General features: G+C 52.0%; 12 protein-coding genes. All 12 read left to right on the top strand.

Annotation, left to right across the window (positions count from 1 at the left end; all coding sequences use genetic code 11):
- Positions 1 to 8: 8 nt before the first annotated feature.
- The 12 genes from JIN87_RS03725 to JIN87_RS03670 all read left to right on the top strand — a co-directional run bounded on the left by JIN87_RS03725 (position 9) and on the right by JIN87_RS03670 (position 19,241).
- Positions 9 to 545: a sigma-70 family RNA polymerase sigma factor gene (locus tag JIN87_RS03725; RefSeq protein ID WP_200354179.1), complete on the top strand. Its 537-nt coding sequence runs from the start codon at positions 9 to 11 to the stop codon at positions 543 to 545.
- Positions 545 to 2,185, top strand: a complete 1,641-nt coding sequence (locus JIN87_RS03720) for a LamG-like jellyroll fold domain-containing protein (RefSeq protein WP_200354178.1) — start codon at positions 545 to 547, stop codon at positions 2,183 to 2,185. Before JIN87_RS03725 ends, JIN87_RS03720 begins: the two co-directional genes overlap by 1 nt.
- A 139-nt stretch (positions 2,186 to 2,324) precedes the next feature.
- Positions 2,325 to 2,864, top strand: coding sequence for an RNA polymerase sigma factor (locus JIN87_RS03715; RefSeq protein ID WP_200354177.1), 540 nt, complete (start codon positions 2,325 to 2,327; stop codon positions 2,862 to 2,864).
- Positions 2,861 to 3,901 (top strand): FecR family protein, encoded by a 1,041-nt coding sequence (locus JIN87_RS03710; RefSeq protein ID WP_200354176.1) that lies wholly within the window; start codon positions 2,861 to 2,863, stop codon positions 3,899 to 3,901. The genes JIN87_RS03715 and JIN87_RS03710 overlap by 4 nt, the downstream gene beginning before the upstream one ends.
- Before the next feature lie 130 nt (positions 3,902 to 4,031).
- The gene (locus JIN87_RS03705; RefSeq protein ID WP_200354175.1) at positions 4,032 to 7,250 is read left to right on the top strand and encodes a porin family protein; all 3,219 of its coding nucleotides are present in this window, start codon (positions 4,032 to 4,034) and stop codon (positions 7,248 to 7,250) included.
- 521 nt (positions 7,251 to 7,771) lie between these two features.
- The gene (locus JIN87_RS03700; RefSeq protein WP_200354174.1) at positions 7,772 to 10,666 is read left to right on the top strand and encodes a TonB-dependent receptor plug domain-containing protein; all 2,895 of its coding nucleotides are present in this window, start codon (positions 7,772 to 7,774) and stop codon (positions 10,664 to 10,666) included.
- A gap of 252 nt (positions 10,667 to 10,918) precedes the next feature.
- Entirely contained in the window at positions 10,919 to 13,339 is a 2,421-nt protein-coding gene (locus tag JIN87_RS03695) for a hypothetical protein (RefSeq protein WP_200354173.1), read from the top strand.
- A 235-nt stretch (positions 13,340 to 13,574) separates the two neighbouring features.
- Positions 13,575 to 14,255, top strand: coding sequence for a response regulator transcription factor (locus JIN87_RS03690; RefSeq protein ID WP_200354172.1), 681 nt, complete (start codon positions 13,575 to 13,577; stop codon positions 14,253 to 14,255).
- Entirely contained in the window at positions 14,252 to 15,646 is a 1,395-nt protein-coding gene (locus JIN87_RS03685) for a histidine kinase dimerization/phospho-acceptor domain-containing protein (protein WP_200354171.1), read from the top strand. Before JIN87_RS03690 ends, JIN87_RS03685 begins: the two co-directional genes overlap by 4 nt.
- Positions 15,647 to 15,705: 59 nt before the next feature.
- Positions 15,706 to 17,631 carry a lamin tail domain-containing protein gene (locus JIN87_RS03680; protein ID WP_267909339.1) on the top strand — a complete coding sequence of 642 codons (1,926 nt, stop codon included), beginning with the start codon at positions 15,706 to 15,708 and terminating at the stop codon, positions 17,629 to 17,631.
- Positions 17,632 to 17,716: 85 nt separating this feature from the next.
- Positions 17,717 to 18,547, top strand: coding sequence for a polyphosphate polymerase domain-containing protein (locus JIN87_RS03675; RefSeq protein WP_325176362.1), 831 nt, complete (start codon positions 17,717 to 17,719; stop codon positions 18,545 to 18,547).
- A gap of 10 nt (positions 18,548 to 18,557) precedes the next feature.
- Positions 18,558 to 19,241 carry a DUF4956 domain-containing protein gene (locus tag JIN87_RS03670; protein ID WP_200354168.1) on the top strand — a complete coding sequence of 228 codons (684 nt, stop codon included), beginning with the start codon at positions 18,558 to 18,560 and terminating at the stop codon, positions 19,239 to 19,241.
- The last annotated feature ends 2 nt before the right edge of the window (positions 19,242 to 19,243 follow it).

The raw sequence follows: 19,243 nt of genomic DNA, 5'->3' as shown, positions 1-19,243 counted from the left end.
CAGTAAAAATGGCCGAAGAAGATCCCATCGATGACTACGAGCTTTATGTGAAGCTCTTTACACAGCATGAATCTCAGCTGCGTAACTTCGCTCGCGGTCTGGTGCCGACTTGGCATGATGCGGACGAGATCGTGCAAGAGGTCGCGTTGACGGCTTGGAAGAAGTTTGACCAGTTCGAGGTTGGAACTTCCTTCATCAAGTGGGTGTGCGTGATCGCTCGGTTCAAGGCTTTATCGTATCGCCGAAAGATGGCGCGGGATCGTTTGTCCTTTGGCGAGAACCTAATTGAGCTTATGGCTGACGAGTCGATCGATGAGCTCGATCAAAGGCAGAATGAATACGAAGCCCTCGAGCTCTGTCTGAAGAACTTGCCGGAGAGGCAGAGAATCTGGGTGAAACTCGCTTACACTCCTGGAATAACAACGGCGGAGGTTGCCGAGCGTGCAGGGGTGAAAGCTGGGACATTCTACATGCGCTTGAATCGAATTCGTAAGGCGCTTTTGCAGTGTATTACTGCACGATTAAAAGGGGAGGGACTCGCGTGATGAGTGAGGATTTAACAGCCCAGGAGCTCAAGTGGGTTGAGGATTATTGCAACGAGACGATCACTCCCGAGGAGTTTGAACGCTTCGAGGCGGCGATGCTGAAAAGCCCTTCCTTGCGAGCCGCGACTCGGCAGTATCTGGCTCTTGATGCGAACTTAAGGAGTTCGGCAGATTTGCCAGAAGAGCTTGAGGATGCTTGGACTGCGGAGACTACTGGGAAAGTCGTTCGTTTTCCTCGTTGGATTCCAATCGCTGCTGCAGCGGCTGTTGCGTTTTTCGTCGGTATACTGCTCGATGGTATTTTCCGTTCGGATACAAATTCTGTCAGTGAGGAAACCGTGGCAGATGTTCCTGAAGTGACGGCGGAAGGTTACGCGGTTGTGCATGGACTCGTCGATGCGGCTGCTCAAGGTGGTCTTGAGTTGCGAGTTGGGGAAATGTTGGGTGCAGAGGTTTTGGATCTGACCAGTGGAAGTGCACGAATCGATTTCTTCTCTGGCGCTCAATTGTATGTCGAAGCTCCGGCTAAGCTGGAGGTCGTGTCCGCATGGGAAGCCACTTTGCATTCTGGGAAATTGCGGGTGAAGGTTCCACCCGCGGCTAGAGGTTTTGTAGTTGAGTCAAATGGTAGGCGTATTGTCGATTTGGGTACTGAATTCGGCGTAGATACAAGCTCGGAGGAGGTGCGTGTAGAGGTTTTCTCAGGTGAGGTAGAGTTGGAGGATCGAAAGCTAACTGAAGGGCAAGCGGTTGCTTTGCGGGGAGACGGAGAGACGATTCCTATTGGTTCGAGTATCGAGTCGTTCTCGAATCTGTTTGGAGTCTCCAAAGGGTTTTCTGATACGGCTAAGCGGGCGTTTGAGGTATGGAAAAAATCGAGCGAAGCGTTGAGCGAGGATCCTCGAGTCATTGCCTATTATCCGTTTTTGGCAGAACCATCAGGTGAAGCCGATCGGGTGCCGAGTGGATTGTATCCACAAGATGGAGAATTGGATGGTGCTGCAATTTTGACCGAATGGGTTGATGGGCGTTGGGGTGGCCTCAAAAGCGCCGTGGAGTTCAGTCAACCGGGCTCCCGGGTTCGTGTTAAAATTCCCGGTGAGTTCAGTGCGTACTCATTTTCTTGTTGGGCGCGTATCGATAGTCTGGACCGTCAGTACAACGCTTTGTTTTTGTCTGACGGATACGAGGACGGTGAGCCGCATTGGCAGATCCATCAGGATGGTCGGATGATGTTTGGTGTGATGGTGGATGAAACTCGCCCAGAAGCGGCGAGGGATGGCTTGACGAAGATCACCGGATTACGAGCGGCGAGGAGCTATTACACTCCACAGATTTGGGACATGTCGATGAGCGGGCAGTGGATTCACTTGGTTTCGACCTTTGACCCAGCGAATCGGAGGGTCGCACAATACGTGAATGGGGAGCTCGTGAGCCAGCACAAGATCAAGGAAGGCTATGTTATCGACCAATTGCGTATCGGCAATGCGGAGATCGGCAACTGGGGGCAGCCCTTCCGAAAGGATCCGGAGTTCGCGATTCGAAATCTGAATGGTCGAATCGATGAGCTCGTTGTTTTCAAGGAGGCGATCTCCGCGGAGGAAGTGAAACGACTTTACGACCAGGGGCGGAGTAAGTGAGGGGGAATCGCTTAGGGGGCTACGGCGTACCGCGAGCGGTAGTGCTACTTCTGGGAATTTAATGGTGTAGCAAAAAACTTTTAGTCAATTTGAGGCCTTGGGGTAACATCCATTATACTGTAGCTCCCCACCGCCTTTTATGCCGCCAGAAACCCCTGAACGAAATCGTTGGTTCGAAGAGAACGTACAACCGCTCGAGTCCGAGTTGCGCATGTGGCTGCGTGGACGGTTTCCACCTCAGTTGGAGTTTGATGACATCGTGCAAGAGGCGTTGATGTCGACGGTGAAGGCGCATGAAGAGGGCGTTTTGCGCTCTCCGAAGGCCTTCCTGTTTGGGGCGGCTCGCAATTTGGCTCTCCGTTCACTTCGGACCCGTAAAGTGCGGGGCTACGATGTGAGCGTGCAGATCGAGGATTGCGATTTGCTGGACGAGAAAGTGGACGTGCAGGAGACAGTGGTCAAAAATCAGGAGCTGCAGATTTTGACCTTGGCGATCCAGTCCTTGCCGGATCGCTGCCGTCAGATTTTCACTCTGCGAAAAGTGTATGGAATGACACAGAGGGAGATCGCAGAGAAGTTGGGCATTTCGACACGTACCGTTAATGCTCAGATTACGATAGGGTTGCACAAGTGCGCCATGTACGTGAGGGATTACTGTGGAGAGGGATATTCAGCGTGAACGAGGATAGTTTCCAATTAGATCCGACTGATGAAGATCGGGTGAGTTTAGAGGCTTCCGCCTGGGTGGCGAAGCAGGAAGAAGGTTTCACGGCCGAGGAGCAGGACGAGTTCCACGACTGGCTGGCTCAGGACCCGATGCACAAGAAGGTGTACCAAGAACGCTTGTCGCTATGGTCCTCGATGAATGAGCTGTCTGATTGGAAGCCGCAGCATAGTTTGGAACCGAATCCGGACTTATTGGCGTATCGAGTCAGGCCGCGATTCGGTGGGAAGGTTTTCTCTGCTGGAGTGGCTGCCGCGGTAGCGGTTGTGATGCTGGTAGGTTTTTTTGTGCTCAGGCCAGCAGGTGAGATTCAGAGCGAGGTTTTGGCCTTCGGAGGGGCGAGTTCCTATGAAAATCATCTCTTGGAGGATGGTTCGGTTGTGGAACTAAACGAAGGGGCGGAGGTGTCGGTGCAGTATTCTGCGAATCAGAGGTTGGTTTATCTGCACTCCGGCGAGGCACACTTCATGGTGGCAAAGGATGAGGACCGTCCGTTTAGAGTACGTGTAGGGGATGCGGTGGTGGAAGCTACCGGGACTGCCTTTAACGTCTGCATCGAAGATTCCGGGATCGAGGTAATGGTTACGGAAGGAAGTGTTGCGCTTGATGGCGTGATCGAGCGATCGGTGGACGCGATTAAGTCAAAGATGAGGCGGAATCTGGTGGCTGGACAATTGTCTGTCTGGGATCGGGCAGTTGGAGGCAGTTCTTTCGAGATAAAGACCGTGACTGAGGAAGCGATTGACGAGCGCTTGTCTTGGAAATCTGAGATGCTGGAATATTCGAATGTGCCTCTGGTGGAGATCGTTGAGGACTTCAATCGACGGAACCGGGTGAAGATCGAGCTGGTGGGTGGTTCGCTGCAAGCGCACAGGGTTACGGCGACAGTACGTTCCGACAATGTGGATGGATTTATCGAACTATTAGGAATTGGACTAGAAATCGAAATCGAAAAACGGGACGACTTTCTTATCGTATTGAAAATGAGATAAGGGTGGTTTCGAATTCGTGGTATAGCTCTTTTACCCCGGAGTGCTGTTATGCGGATCAACTTACACCTGCCGAAATGCTTGGCGATGAGAGCTGCTATTAGCAACGTTTCAGCCCTCTAGTCAGGATATTTTGAATACTTATCAACGCTGCCTAACCAAGGGATCTCTATACGCTCTGGCTTTCTGGATACTAGCCAGCGCGCGTTTGGCGTGCGCAGGTGAAGCTGAGGTCGCTTTTGATGTCCCTGCTGGAAACTTGGCGGAATCGCTTCAGGAGGTCTCACGGCAAGCGGGTGTCGAGATCCTGATTTCAATTCGAATTCCGGAAACGCAGTCGAGCCTCGCGTTGGAAGGCGAGTATTCCGTGGACGAGGCGTTTCGTTTATTGCTGGGTGATAGCCCTTGGAAGGCTGTCGCGGCGAGTGGCGGTAGCGCTTTCGCGATTGTGGAGCGAGAAGAGGATTTGGTCGCCGACGATGAAGGCGAAGCGCGCGTTTCCAATCCGGAGGAGCGTAAGAGGGGGATGGATCGGTTTTTTCGGGGACTGGCCTCAACCTTCTCGGGGAAGCGCGGTTTGTGGAATGCAGGCGGAAAGGCGGGGAGCGCTGATGATGCCAGTGTCTTTTTGCTATCCCCGTTTGAAGTGCTCGCCGATCAGGATCGAGGTTACGAAGCGGTAAACACCTTGTCTGGCACGCGCTTAAACTCGGCGGTAAAGGACTTGGGCAATACGCTCTCCATCCTGACTCCTCAGTTTTGGGAGGATACTGCCATGACTAGCGTGAATGAGATGATCCTCTACACACCGGGGTCGGAGAGAGCAGATACGCAACGGGATCGTGGAAATGCGGACCTGCTCTTTTGGGGAGATACGACGATTTTCCGCGGAATACACACCGAAAACATAATGCGGAATCAGTTTCGCTCGAACATGCCTTCGGACACGTACAATGCGGAACGGTTCGAGTTTTCCAGAGGGCCGAATGCAGTGTTGTTTGGGATAAACCGCGCTCCGGCGGGCTTAGTGAATCGAACGACTCAGGACGCAAGCCTTTCAAACAGTGGCGAACTAAAGGTGCGCGCGGACGATAATGGGTCGTGGCGCTATTCGGCGAATTTTAACCGAATGGTGCTCGAAAATAGGCTGGGGGTGAGGTTGGCCGTTTTAAACGACCGTCATAACAGCTGGATAGAGCAGGGGTATCAAGATCAGGACCGGTATTACTTGGCCTTGAACTACAAGGTGAATGAACGACTGTCATTGAAAGTTCGGTACGAAGATATGGAATGGGAAAGGGCGGCGGTGGATCCCACGCTGGCCAAGGATCATGTTAGCGCTTGGGTGCGAGCGGGAAGACCAGCAGTGGATGTTTCTGCTGAGGACGATGATGTCGAGTTTCCGGAGGGAGTGGCAGGGCTGTCGGCGTTGAACGAGTATGGATATGTAAACGATGGATCTGGGCGGATGGTCAATTTGCGTAACTTTGCGGCGGGTGATGAAACCTTGTTGTTATCTGGAGACATCGCTTCGGTGGAGGAAGGGATGTTGCCGCTTGAGCTAAACCATTCAGGAGCTTTCGGGTCGCAGGTTTTTGACGGTGATAATTTTCAGTTCGTGGCTCAATACCGTGTGAAGCCTGGTCTCGATTTGGAGTATGCAGCAAATTCTGAATACATGCTCTACGACTTTATCGCGGCCGATGAAAGCGAAGTATATGTGGATGCCAATGCTACCCTAGATGACGGGGTGACACCGAACCCATATTTTGGTGATTTGTTCTCCCTCGCTGAGTTTAACTATCGGTTGAAACAGGATCGCTATTTACGTGCTCATCGTCTGTCTGCCTCGTTTAGCCATGATTTTGGAGGAAGCGAGGATTTCTCCTTCTTGGGAAGACACAAGGGAGCTCTTGTGTTGGAGCGGAATACGGACGAGTTTTATTGGGATGTACTGCGCTTGATAAACGTTACGCCACCCGATGGCGTTGAAGCGAACGACCAGGATCGCACGGCCCGGGTGATCACTTACATCGATCCGCTGGCGAAGCAATTTTCAGGACCGGTTTCAGCTCTTGGATTCCAAGACATACTCAACGCGGTGCCGGGAAATGACTATCAATGGTTAAATGGAGTTGTGGGGGGCAATAGCGCCAATCGAACTGAGATAGACTCGCTCCTTTTCGTTTGGCAGGGGCATCTCTTTGATGGGCGGTTGATCCCAACTATGGGTTGGCGAAAGGATCGTATTGATCAATACGATACAGCTCCTCTAGAAGTTCCCAGAGCGACTGCTCGCGAACAAGGTTATCTCTACCGACCTGAAGTTTCCGGGATATCGCCGGAGACAGCCAACAAAGGTGTCGTTGTAGAGGTGATACGCGACAAAGGGGCTTTCGATTATCTTTCGCTCTTCTACAATCAGGCAGATTCCTTCTCCGCTTCTAATTTTGGTCGTACTCCAGAGAACCGCAATAATCCGCCGCGACTCGGGGAGACGGAGGACTTCGGGATGCGCTTTGGGCTCGGGAAAGGGAGTTTAAGCGGTGTCTTCACGGTATTTGAAATGCAGTCGAAAAACGAGCTGTTGGAATCCGGCTTGGTGACCAAAACCTTGTTGGGTGATTTGTTTGGAATGATTGGAAGGCACGAGTTGAATGACATCCCGGCTGTAAACGATACTCAGGATCTGGTTTCAGAGGGATGGGAGTTCCAGCTAACGGCGAATCTGCTTCGTGGATGGCGCATGATGTTGGCCGTCGATCACTTCAGGACCTATGACTCGAATGTCGCCCCGAACTTAAGGCGATTGATTGCTGACTATGGAGACCAGTTCATTGTAGATCCCGACCGGATCGTACCTGACCAGGGCACCAAGACGGCGGGCGAGATTTACGAAGAGATGATGAATTCGCTTAATCTGAGACTGGCTCAGGCGGGAGGATTTAAAAACAACGAAAGAGGGAACAAGGCGACGTTGCTCTCGACCTACGAGTTTCGAGACGGTCCGTTGGCCGGTTTTTCTGTTGGAGGCAGTGTTGTTTGGCGCGACAAGCCGTCCACTGGGTTTCCCTATCGCGAGGACGCCGAGCTTGGGTGGGTGCCTGATATTGAGAACCCGTTCCTTGGGAAGGAACTTTTGAATCTGAATTTGCACGCGGCTTACAAGCGACGCGTTTTTGCCGATCGCTGCGATTGGAAGGTACAGCTCAATATAACGAACCTAGGGGATGAGGAACCCTTTGCCATTCGGCACTCGGCGGCTGAATTGAATCCTCGGGTGCCGATTTTGCAATCTATGAGCAAAGGGAACCCACAGGTTGTTTTCCTGACGAACACCTTAACGTTCTAGAGCATTTTTCTTATGAATAGGCGCTAGGTAGGGCAGACTGGCCCAGTCAGCCGCAATGCAGAATCAAGGCTCTACGGCGGCCTACGGCGTGGCCGCCCTACCTTCCGATCTTAGGAAGAGTACGCTAGTTCAAAAGAAAAGCGTTCTAGAAGATCTTTGGAATACATGGCTGCGGAGCTCCAGATTGGGAACCGGAGAAATTTCAAAAAAAAAGACGTTAGAGCTTAGTCACTTTTGGCTTCTCGGGTAACAAATGTATACAACACACAAATTTGTTTTCTTTGATTGCCCCGACAGATTCAAGGCATCACCCCGAAAGTAAGTCCATTTTGCCAGTTTAAAATCCGTAACAGCTTCTCCACTACGATCTAATTCGAGTGGGAAAGTGTGAGGTATTGTGTCTTCACGATGAGCCCTAGGCCCTTGTGGGGAGTGTTCTGGCTACGCGCGTTTCGAGGTGGGTACCCCTGGTTTTGAGGGGAGGTCAGCGAACTAAGAAACTAGAAACCACAAAACTACCCATGAACAAAATGCATACCATAGATAGTGGGGAACAGCGTTCAATGTCCGGAAAGGTGAAGGCGAGCAGTCTTCTTGTTTCGGCATTGCTGTTCTCGGGAGCTCAATTGAGCTACGCTCAGGACTCCGCGGAAGAGGAAGTCTTCGAGCTTTCTCCCTTCGAAGTCACTGCTGAGAACGACCGCGGCTATGTTGCGGAAAATACCTTGTCTGGCACTCGCCTCAACACGGCGGTCAAGGACTTGGCTACTACGATGTCCATCCTTACTGAACAAGTGTGGCAGGACACCGCGAGTACCGATATCAACGACATGTTGATCTTTACTCCAGGCGCGGAGAAGTCTGAATCCCAGTTTGGACGTGGCAACAGCCGCCAGCAATGGTGGGGTGACAACACCATGTTCCGCGGGGTGCAGGTTGAGAACATCGTTCGTAACCAATTCCGTTCGAATATTCCTTCCGACACCTACAACGCGTCACGTTTCGAGATCTCGCGCGGACCGAATGCGGTACTGTTCGGTGTGACTCGTGAGCCTGCGGGTCTGGTGAACCGCACCACTCAGGATGCGACGTTCACGCGCTCTAACGAGCTGCAGGTACGAATTGACGACAACGGTTCTTACCGTACTAGCCTAAGCTTGAACCAGGTTCTGATCGAAGACAAGTTGGCGGCCCGCGTTTCATTGCTCGATTCCAATTCCAATCACTGGATACAGCCAGGTTTTCAAGATCAAGAGCGCGCGTATTTCGCTCTTAACTACACGCCAAATGAGAAACTTTCTGTCAAGTTTAGAGGGGAGCACCTCTCTTGGGATCGTGCTGCGGTAAATCCTTCGGTGCCGGCTGACCGTGTTACTGCCTGGATCAACGCTGGCAAGCCCGGCGTCGATGCTGCTGCGAGTGACGAGGACGTGGAGTTCCCGGAAGGGACTGCGAACTGGACCGGAAACGATATCCAAACGGCCTTCGTTAACGATGGTTCGGGTCGTATGGTTCAACTTCGCAACTTTGCGCGTGGTACCGGTACTCGTCTGCTCTCTGGCGGGATCGCTTCTCTCCCTGTCGACTTCTTGCCGCTTGATCTCAATGTTGGTGGCGAAGGCGGAGCGCAGCACTTTTCTGGATACAACTACCAGGCGATCGCTCAGTACCGTGTAAACGAGAAGATCAACCTCGAGCTCGCTTACAACGACGAGTTTGTACTCTACGGTTTCCGTCCTTTGGGCGGTAGTAACCTCTTTGTCGATGCCAACACTACGCTTGATGACGGAGTCACCGCGAATCCTCATTTTGGCGACTACTTCACGCTTTCCACCGGTGGATTTGCCATGGATCAGGATCGCTTCCTCCGAGGTATACGTGCTTCCGGTTCGTTCACTCACGACTTCGCCGATGGCGATCAGTACCAGTGGCTGGGCAAGCACGACTTCGTCTTGATGTTCGAACAGAATACCGACGAGTTTTACTGGGACGTTTTGCGTCTCCTCCCAGAAGGAGTGATGAGCAACGGAGAGGAAGGTCCTCTGCTTGGCCGAGTCCTTACATACGTCGACCCTGACACCAAGTCGTTCTCGGGTCCTACTTGGGGTTACGATATGGCGGAAGTTATGAACAGCGTCCCAGGAAACACATACGATTGGAGAAATCGTCTCAATGGTGCCGGTATCAACAACAACCGAACCGAGATCGATTCCTCTCTGCTGGTTTGGCAATCGCGTTTCTGGAACGGACGCATCGTCCCAACTCTTGGCTGGCGTCAAGATGAGATCACCCAGTGGGGAACAGGACCACGCAATAGCCCGACTGTGCGTTTGGACTCTCGTGAAGTGGGATTGGCGGCCGACCCGGAAACCGAAGGCCTTAAGCCATCCACCTCCAATCAGGGGATCGTTTTTCACGCTATCGAAAACCAAGGCGTCTTTGATCACATTTCGTTGTTCTACAACCAAGCTGATTCCTTCTCCGTGGCTAACTTCGGCCAACGGCCAGACTTGACTTCGATGCCAGCGAAAACCGGGGAGACAGAGGACTATGGTGTGCGATTCGGCCTTTTTGAAGGTCGGGTTAGTGGTGTATTCACAATGTTCGATATGGCTGTTGCGAACGCGACGGTTCCAACCTCTTGGCGTCCGATCTGGAGCGACCTCGGCGATCTGTTTGATACGATCGGAAAGTCGGAATGGCATGAGGTGCCACAGGTGAACGACACCCAGGATATCAAATCCGAAGGTTGGGAGTTCCAGTTGACGGCTAACGTGAATGAAAACTGGAACATCATGTTCGGTCTCGACCACTACAAGACCTTCGACTCCAATGTCGCGCCTCGTACGCTCGAGTTGATCGATGAGTACTCAAGTCAGTGGCAGGGCAGCTCTGAAGAGGTCCCTGACCGTCAAAGCGAAGCCAACCCATCTGACCCGATGACTGCGGGTGAACTCTTCGATGTGATGCAGCGTAAGGTTGATCTGCAGCTTGCTCAAGTCGGTGGATACAAGAACAACGAGCGCCAGTACAAGGCGACTTTCTTGACCAACTACAAGATCCTCGACGGAACGTTCAAGGGTGTCGCTTTTGGCGGCAATGCGATCTGGCAGGACAAGGCGGCGACTGGCTTCCCGTTCATCGATGATCCAGAGCTCGGAACGATCGTGGATGCGAAGAATCCGTTTTACAGCAGCGATGTCTACAATATTGGAATACACGCTTCCTATAACCGAAAGATATTCGGGGACAAGGTGGACTGGAAGGTCCAGGTCAACGTGAACAACTTGGGTGACAAGGACCCGTTTGTCACACGTCACTCGGTGGTAGCGGACGATCCACGTACCCCAATTATCGATACGTACTCGCGCGGGGCTCTCCAGACCTTTGTTCTGACCAATACCTTCAAGTTCTAGCAGAGTATCTGATTCAGTTTAGTTTGATCTGATTTGGCACCCGCTCCGGCGGGTGCCATTTTTTGGTCCCATCGCTAAGCGTGCTGAAAGGAGCTGCGTGGTGAAGCGCGTGTTTGCCATTGAGCGCAAAGTAGGAAGAAGTCCATTCTTCTAGAGTCAGCGGGTTCTCGATTCAGGATGTTCTGAGCTTCAATGTTTTACCTTCGTCTGAAGCTGCGCTTTGAGTTCTTAGGAGTCAGAAGAGGGGCGTATATGCGAGCTTTTCTAGTTTTTACGATTCTATGCTCCTTTTTCGCTAGCTTTGTCTCGGCTAGAATCCCTTTGTTGGGAGACAACGCTCCTCATGCTCCCTTGTTGGATGGCGATTTTGAAGCGGTGCGGGCGTATTGGCGGTCGGCGACCCAGTCTCCACATTGGAGAACGAAAGTGGTGGAGGGCGAGGGGATTATGGGGATTCATCAAGGCGCTCTCTATGGAATGGATACGCTCGGCATTGCTGAGTCGGATATCTTGGATGCCAATCCTGATTATCAAATTCCTCAAGCTGGTGACGTGTTGGATTGGAGCTTTGGAGCGGATCTTCAATACATAAGCGATGGAACTATTTCGTTGTATTTGGTATTTGGTGATGTGGAGCGACCGATGGCGGAACGGGTTGAGCTGAGGGGGTCCGACAAGGTTGTGGAGCATTTCAGTGGGGTCTATGTCCTCACGGAGGAAGACGCTGCCGCGGGCCTGCCGTTTGTGCGGGCTAAGTTCTACACTGGGAATGAGATAAAGGTTTTGCTGGATTATGTAAACGTCAGTGTGCGAGTCCCGGGGAGAGAGGGGCCTGTTCTCAATGCGGAAGTGAGAAGGGATGAGGGGATTTCTCTTCGTTGGTCCGATCATCTGGCGAGTGAGAGGAGTATATTTCGCGTATATCGAAGTGGAGGTTCGCAGTACGAAAAAATTGGAGAGACTGGGAAAAATGGATTTTTGGATACTGATCCGATTCGCGGATTGGAGTATTCGTATGTTGTGACTCGAGTGGATGACTTTGAGTCGGGGGGATCAAACAAGGTGTTTGCAACGTTGTTCGATGAAGTGCCTCCGCTGCCTCCAGCGAATCTTAGGGCCGAAGTTTTGGATACGGAGGTGAGGCTACGTTGGGAGAAACATTCTGAAACGGATGTGAAGAGCTACTCGGTCCACCGGGGTGATGCGAGAGGGCGCGATATGAGAGAAGTCTCACGGGAACTCAAAAATACGAGCTTCTTAGACTTCACGCCAACTAAGGGTATCGAGAACACCTACGTTGTCTTTGCTCACGACTACAGCGGAAATCGAAGCGTGGCATCCAAGCCGATCAAGGCGAAGGTGAAGACTGTGCAGGGGGCTTCGTTCAGCGATCTCATACGCCCCATGCCTATTCTCAGGAGACTGAGCTCTGATATTTGGGGAGCGGATGGCGTATTGCCAAGAGATCCGGATAACGGAATCGAAGATCCCAATTGGAGTTATTGGGGGGGCCGTCCGGTGGAGGATAAGGATGGGAAGTTCCATATGCTCGTCACCCGCTGGCCTGCGAATGCGACCAAGGGGCATTGGGAATGGCCGCATTCGACGGTATCCTACGTGGTGGCGGATAAGCCGACTGGACCGTACAAGGTGGTCGAAGAGACAGCCTACGACTTTGCAGATGGGTATGGGCACAATCCTGATATCATTCTTTTGAACGATGGCAGCTACATGCTTTATTCGTTGATCGACTGGGAGGCTACTTTGTTCGTTTCCGACACGATGGGGGGACCATGGAAGCGCCTTGGGACTATGACGGTGAATTGGACGGAGGAGGATGAGTTGCCGGAACGAGCCTACCGCTTTTATCGAAACCTGTCTGGGGTGCAGCTAGAGGACGGGCGGTTTCTTTTCGTGACCAAGGCGGGGGCCATGATGATTAGCGAAGGGACGGATCCGCTGGGGCCATACAAAGTGATGAGTAAGCCCTTGCAGCATAACCCAATTATTCCGGAAACCTACCGGAAGTCGAATTACGAGGATCCCGTGATCTGGAAAGACGAGGTGCAGTTTCACATGATGATCAATGCCTTCCTCGATTACCGGGCGATCTACCTGCGCTCCCCGGACGGGATCAACTGGAAGTTTGATCCAGGGACTGCTTACACGCCGGGTGTGACGGAATACGAAAACGGAACGCGTACGTGGTGGTACAAGTTGGAACGGCCTCATGTGCTCACCGATGAATACGGCAGGGCGACGCACCTATCTGTTGCTGTGATCGATGTTCCAAAACGAGACGACTTGGCTCGGGACAAGCATAGCTCGAAGAATCTCATCATGCCGCTCGCGAAGCACAAACGGATTGAGGTTCTAAATAAGTCCAGAATCGACGACAAAACTGAACGCATTGATGTGCGTTTGATTTCGGAGCCCGGCTTCGATGCTCAGCGTGATGTCGATCTGAATACGCTACGCTTTGGAGCATCCGAGGAAGTCAATTTCGGCCGAGGCTGCAAAGTTTTGACTTCGCGAAAGAAGGGGAAGGATCTGATTGTGTCATTTGACGCAGAAGGTCATGGCCTCACAGAAGAGAACTTCGCTAGCAAGTTGCTCGGCAGGACTAAGAGTGGAGAGCTGATTATCGCTTTTGCCAAGCGAGTGGAAAGGTAGGGCTCGCCGGCCCGGCGAGCTGTTTTGCAGCATCCTGCTATTGCGGATTGCCCGGCGGTCAATCCCTACCTGTATTCGCTTGGGGATGAGCAGCAAGGGAGATTTGTGCGAGCGAGTTATGATCGGGTGTGATGGATTTTTAGCCAAATTCATCTTTCGGTCATCTTCGAAAGTATATTGTGCTCGTTTTAGATTTATTGTAATTGGTTGGTTTTATGAGTTTTAGGCTACAGACATGAGGGTGCTGGTTGTCGAAGATACCGTTCAGATTCGAAAATCGGTTGTTCGAGCCTTGAGGGCAAGCGGCTATCGAGTTGACGAGAGTGGCGATGGGGAGGAAGGGCTCTGGTTGGCGGAGGAGAACGACTACGACGTGGCTATCCTCGACATCATGCTTCCTGGAATTGATGGCCGGGAAGCTTTGAAGCGCTTGCGTGGCTCGGGGAAGGATACGCCGGTTTTGTTTTTGACGGCTTTGGACGCGATCGAGGATCGGGTGGAGGGGTTACGGATGGGAGCGGATGATTATCTGGTGAAGCCGTTCGTGATCGATGAATTGCTCGCGCGGGTGGAGGCTTTGAGTCGAAGGCGTTACCAGCAGTGCGTGTCGACGGTCTCGGTGGGGGATCTGGAAATGGATCGCTCAGCTCGGATTGTTACGCGTGGAGGCAAGGAGTTAACCATGAGTCCTCAATCTTTTGCATTGCTGGAATATTTGATGCTGCGTAGTGGACAAGTGGTGACACGCGGAGAGATCGAGGAGAAAATCTACGATGAGTTGGCGTCGCCCATGAGCAATGTCGTGGAGAAAGCTGTCTATTTGTTGAGGAAAGCAATTTCGGTCGATGAGAATGATGTGACTACTATCCAAACCCGACGCGGCATGGGGTATGTGCTGAAGGAAAGCGATCGATGAGTAGCGTAAGGGGAATGTTGCTTCTTTGGCTTCTGCCGGGGTTTGCTGTGATCTGTTTTTTAGGAGGTGTCACGCTCTACCAGTCGGAAAAGGCTCGGATGGAAGTCGATCTCAAGAGCGAGCTTGGGGAACTGTCAGTCGTTGGCAGAAACGCGTTGATCCCTGTCAGACCCAGAGGGCCGAGGCCTCCGCGTATCCTCGATGTGGATGGGCAAGAGGAGGCGGACCCTCTCTCTTTGATATTGGCTGCCTTTTCAGATAGGGACAGCGGAAAGTACTTTCAGCAGTGGAACGAAGACGGCGACGTTATGCGTCGATCGAATAGCCTGAGGGGGAGGAACTTGTCTATCCCCGAGGCGGATTCTCGAGCCTCTGAAGAGTATGAGGAGTTCTTAGATGATGGTGAGCGGGTTTTTTCTCGTAAGGTTCGAATGGGGCCTCGATACGATCCTGAAAGGGGGACGGTGGTTTTCGCAATCAGCTGCGGAGACCTGGATGAGCAGCTAGAGTTGTTTGGTAGGAAACTTGTGGGGGGCGGAGTTGTTTGTTGTTTCGCATTGTCTGGCTTACTGGTTATCGCTTCACGGTTTGCTTTGAAGCCTGTGGAGGAGATCGGGCGGCGCGCGTCCAAGTTGTCGGCGGATTCGCTGCACGAGCGTTTTCGGGTGGACGTTCTGCCAATGGAGTTACGCCCGATTGCGAACCGCCTGAACGATTTGATGAACCGTCTGGAGGATAGTTTTGTGCGGGAAAGGCGGTTCAGCAGCGACTTGGCCCACGAGATTCGTACGCCGCTGGCTTCGATATTGTCGATGGCTGAGGTGGCAGCCAAATGGCCTGACGACCAGTCGGTGGAGGGTTTCGAGGAGATCGCGAATGTTGCCAAGAAGATGAAGTCGACGGTGAACAGTTTGTTGATGTTGGCTCGTCTTGAAGGGAAGGTTGGGCAGCCGGAGAGGGAGTTGATTGGACTGAAAGGGATTGTGAGTGAGAGCCTTCGGTTGCGTGAAGCGCTGATCGATGAGCGTTCGCTCAAGTTATCTGTTGAGGCTGACGAAGAGGTCGAAGTTTTGGCGGATCCAGTGCTCATGGATTCGATCGTGTCGAACTTGCTTGGCAACGCCTTGCTTTATGCGCCTTCGGGCACATTGGTGCGTATCATTATTGGGGGAGAAGGAGTGTTGTTGCGTGTGCTGAATGACGCTCCTGACCTGAATGAGGATGATGTGCAGGTGATGTTTGACCGGCTTTGGCGACACGACAAGGCAAGGTCGGATGATTCGCATGTGGGGCTAGGACTATCGATTGCCAAACGTTGCGCCGAGGTGCTGGACCTTAGTTTGAAAGCATCCTTGGTGGATGGGGTGCTCGAGATGCAGTTGAGCGGATAATATTCTCGGTGAGCATCTTTTGAGCATCTTTGCTTCGCTAGGATGAACCTCATTGATTGATGGTCGTGAGGTTTAGGGTAGATCGAGGTTTTGGGGGAATTCTGGTGTTTTGGCTTAGTGGAGCTTTCTCCTTGTGCCTAGGGCAGGTTGTCATCTCGGAGCTAATGTATCATCCGCCGTCGGGGTCTGGATTCGAGGGGAGCGAGCTCGAGTTTGTCGAGATTTACAATGCGGGGGAGAATGCTGTCGATCTCTCTGGGGCTTACTTCAACGATGGAATCGTATTCACATTTCCTGACGCTAGCTCGCTGGATCCCGGGGAATTTTTAGTGATCGTTTCGAATACGGCGGCCTTTCAGGAGAGGTATTCCGGAGTGTCCGCTTCGGGTGAGTATGAAGGGCAGTTGGACAATTCTGGCGAGCGGGTTCAGTTGTTGGACGCTTCTGGGCAGCTCTTGTTTGTGGTTGATTACAGAGACTCGAGTCCTTGGCCTTCCGAAGCGGATGGGGCAGGAAAGTCGTTAGTGCTTCGTGACCCGAGCCTCCTTCCAAGTGATGAGGATGACTACTCAGCTTGGCGGGCGAGTTCGGAGGAGCTGGGATCTCCGGCCCGGCCTGAGCCAAGCTTGGATATAGTCCAAGTCGTAATCAACGAAGTTCTCACTCATACTGACTTACCCTTGGTGGACGCAATTGAGCTGCACAATCCGACAGGTGAGACCGCAGAAATTGGCGGCTGGTATTTGAGTGACCAATACGAAAACCCGAAGAAATATCGTATTCCCAATGGAAGCTCGGTCTCTCCTGATGGTTACTTTGTGGTTGATGAGATCGCGTTTGGGGTAGGCGAAACTGGTTTCAGTTTAAATAGCCATGGCGAGCCGCTCTGGTTGTTTTCGGCTGATGAAAACGGAAATCTGACAGGATACTCATATGGCGTTGAATTTGGGGCGTCGGATAATGGGGTTTCGTTTGGACGTTATGTTTTATCTACGGGTGAGACGGAAATGGTGGCTCTGTCAGAACGTACTTTGGGAAGTGAGAATGTTGAGCCGTTACGGGGTGAAATTGTAGTTAGTGAGATTTATTACGATCCCTCGGCCGGGGGCTATGAGTATATCGAACTGTTGAATACGAGTGGTGAGAACGTGAGGCTGTACGATATTGAAAATCCGGCGAACACGTGGCGAATCAACGGACTGGCTTTTGATTTCCCTTCTGGATTGACCTTACAGCCAAATCAAATGGCTGTTGTGACTCAGGTGGAGCCCTCTGTCTTTCGAGAATATTATGGTCCGCTCGAGGGAGTCATGGTGCTGGGGCCATATGCAGGGGCCTTGGACAATGCAGGGGAGCGCATCTCGCTTCAAAAGCCTGATTCTCCAGATTTGGTTGATGGGCAGGTGTTTGTCCCATATATCGACGTGGATGTTGTCGACTACAACGATAAGGCTCCTTGGCCAGTGAGCCAGCAGGAGGGGGCTTGTATTGAGAGAGTTGACCTCGTTGGATTCGGCCGCGATGCAGATAGCTGGGCGTTGAGTTACTGTGAGCAAGGTTCTCCCGGTTGGGTAAGGGGAATGAGCTATGAGGTTTGGAAGCGTGCTTGGTTTTCAGATGAGGATCTGCAATTGGTCGAGCTAACTGTCCCAACGTCAGACTTCGATGAAGATGGAGAAGCAAATCTCTGGGAGTACGCGACAGGTGGATCCGGCCGCATTTCGCTAGTCGGAATAAACCAAACGAATCCTGAAGGAGGTGGTTTTGAAATGAGTGTTCGACGATCACTTTACCCGAGTGATGTCGTTTGGAACCTATGGTTTTCGGATGCTTTGGGTGATTCGGGCCTTTGGGAGGAGAGAGAGAATGAGGCTGAGGCTATCACCCGTACTCTGCTAGGAGATGGGAGTGAGCTGATTGTCTTTAAGGGAGAGATAATCGGGGAGGCCTCTTTTTTTCGTTTGGGGCTAAGTCTCGAAAACTAGGCATGGGCATCTTTCGATCATCTTTGTTAATCTATAGTTCTCGCATGTTACGGATGGGTTACGTGTTTATGGAAAGGAGGCAGGAGTGGTAGGGCTGACATCAGCTTTGAAAACTGAAGACTCACCCACTGTCGTGACACCAAGGGTTCGGCACGAGCTAAAGTATATCGTGCCTAAGCATATGGTGGACGAGATTCGTGCTTACGCTCGGTTGTTCTGCGAGCCTGATTGCAATGCTAGTGGCACGCCGCCGAGCTACACGGTATCGACCCTCCAGCTGGATTCACCCAAACTAAGCCTGCACTTAGCTAAGGAGCGTAAGTTGGTGAACCGTTTCAAACTTCGTGTCCGAACCTATGGAACGGACTTGAAGGGGACCTACTTTTTCGAAGTAAAACGTCGGGAAGAGAACTATGTTCGCAAAACGCGTTCGAAGGTGAGAGCTGAGCAGTATTGTGACGCATTGTTTGAGGAGCCGTTTTGTATCCCGGATTTGGATGCAGATTTCGAGGTTTCGAATCACTTGGAGTTTTTGCGTTTGAAGAATGCGATCGGGGCTCGTCCGGTGGCTCATATTCGCTATGAGCGCGAATCGTGGATCGGGACAGTCGACAAGGATGTCCGCGTGACCATGGATCGCAATATCCGCTACCGACGGGCCGAAGGATATCGGTTTTTTGGCGAAGATGATGGCAAGTGGCGTGTTATGGATAGCGAAATGGGTCTGAGACGGCCATTTGGCGGTCTGGTTCTGGAAATCAAGTCATCGCTGCAGGTGCCCACTTGGATTCTCAAAATGATACGGCACTTCGACCTTAGCCGAACTGGATTTTGCAAGTACTCGACCGCGATGAGGTTAGAGAGCTTGTTTTCGGGAGATCGCTACACGGCTGCTTCCGATCGATGTGGGTTTTAGTATACTTAGGATGGATACATTTATTGAGGGATTGGGAGCGGTACGCCAGCAGGGCGTAGTCGAGATATTGACTTCACTCGGGCTGAGCTTGGTGCTCGGTTCGATGCTGGCGACCGTTTATCGTTGGACGCACGTAGGCTTTAGCTATTCCCGTTCGTACGTTCAAACGCTGGTGCTAGCGAGTATTGTGTCTACGATTATGATTGTAGCGATTGGAAACAATCTAGCTCGTGGCTTGGGGATTCTGGGGGCTCTAGCGATTATTCGCTTTCGTACCCCGATTCGCGATCCAAGGGATATCATTTTCTTGTTCGCATCGCTAGCCGTTGGGATATCGAGCGGTTCGGGTATCTATGCGGTCGCTGTCCTTGGAACGGTGTTCTTTTGCTTGAGTGTTCTTGTTCTCAGTTGGTCACCTAATTCTACTCAAAGGCATAATGAAGGCTTGCTTCGATTCCTTGCCTTCGGCGGTTCGGACATAGAAACGGTCTTGTCGGAAGTTTTTAAGAACTATGCCAACTCTGTTGAATTAGTTGCCATGCGGGAGGCGGCTCAGGGCGAAGGGGTTGAGTACGCTTATCAAGTTCAACTCGTAGAGAAGTCGCTACAGTCGGATTTTTTGAATACGCTTAAAGAGGTGGATGGACTCCGTGAAGTGAGCTTTATCATGCAGCGAGAGACGGTGGAGATCTAGAG

Origin of the sequence: Pelagicoccus mobilis (assembly GCF_016595505.1) — a bacterium.
Taxonomy (GTDB): domain Bacteria; phylum Verrucomicrobiota; class Verrucomicrobiia; order Opitutales; family Opitutaceae; genus Pelagicoccus; species Pelagicoccus mobilis.
The sequence above is the reverse complement of the archived record's forward strand: the minus strand, read 5'-3'. Positions and strand labels throughout refer to the sequence as shown.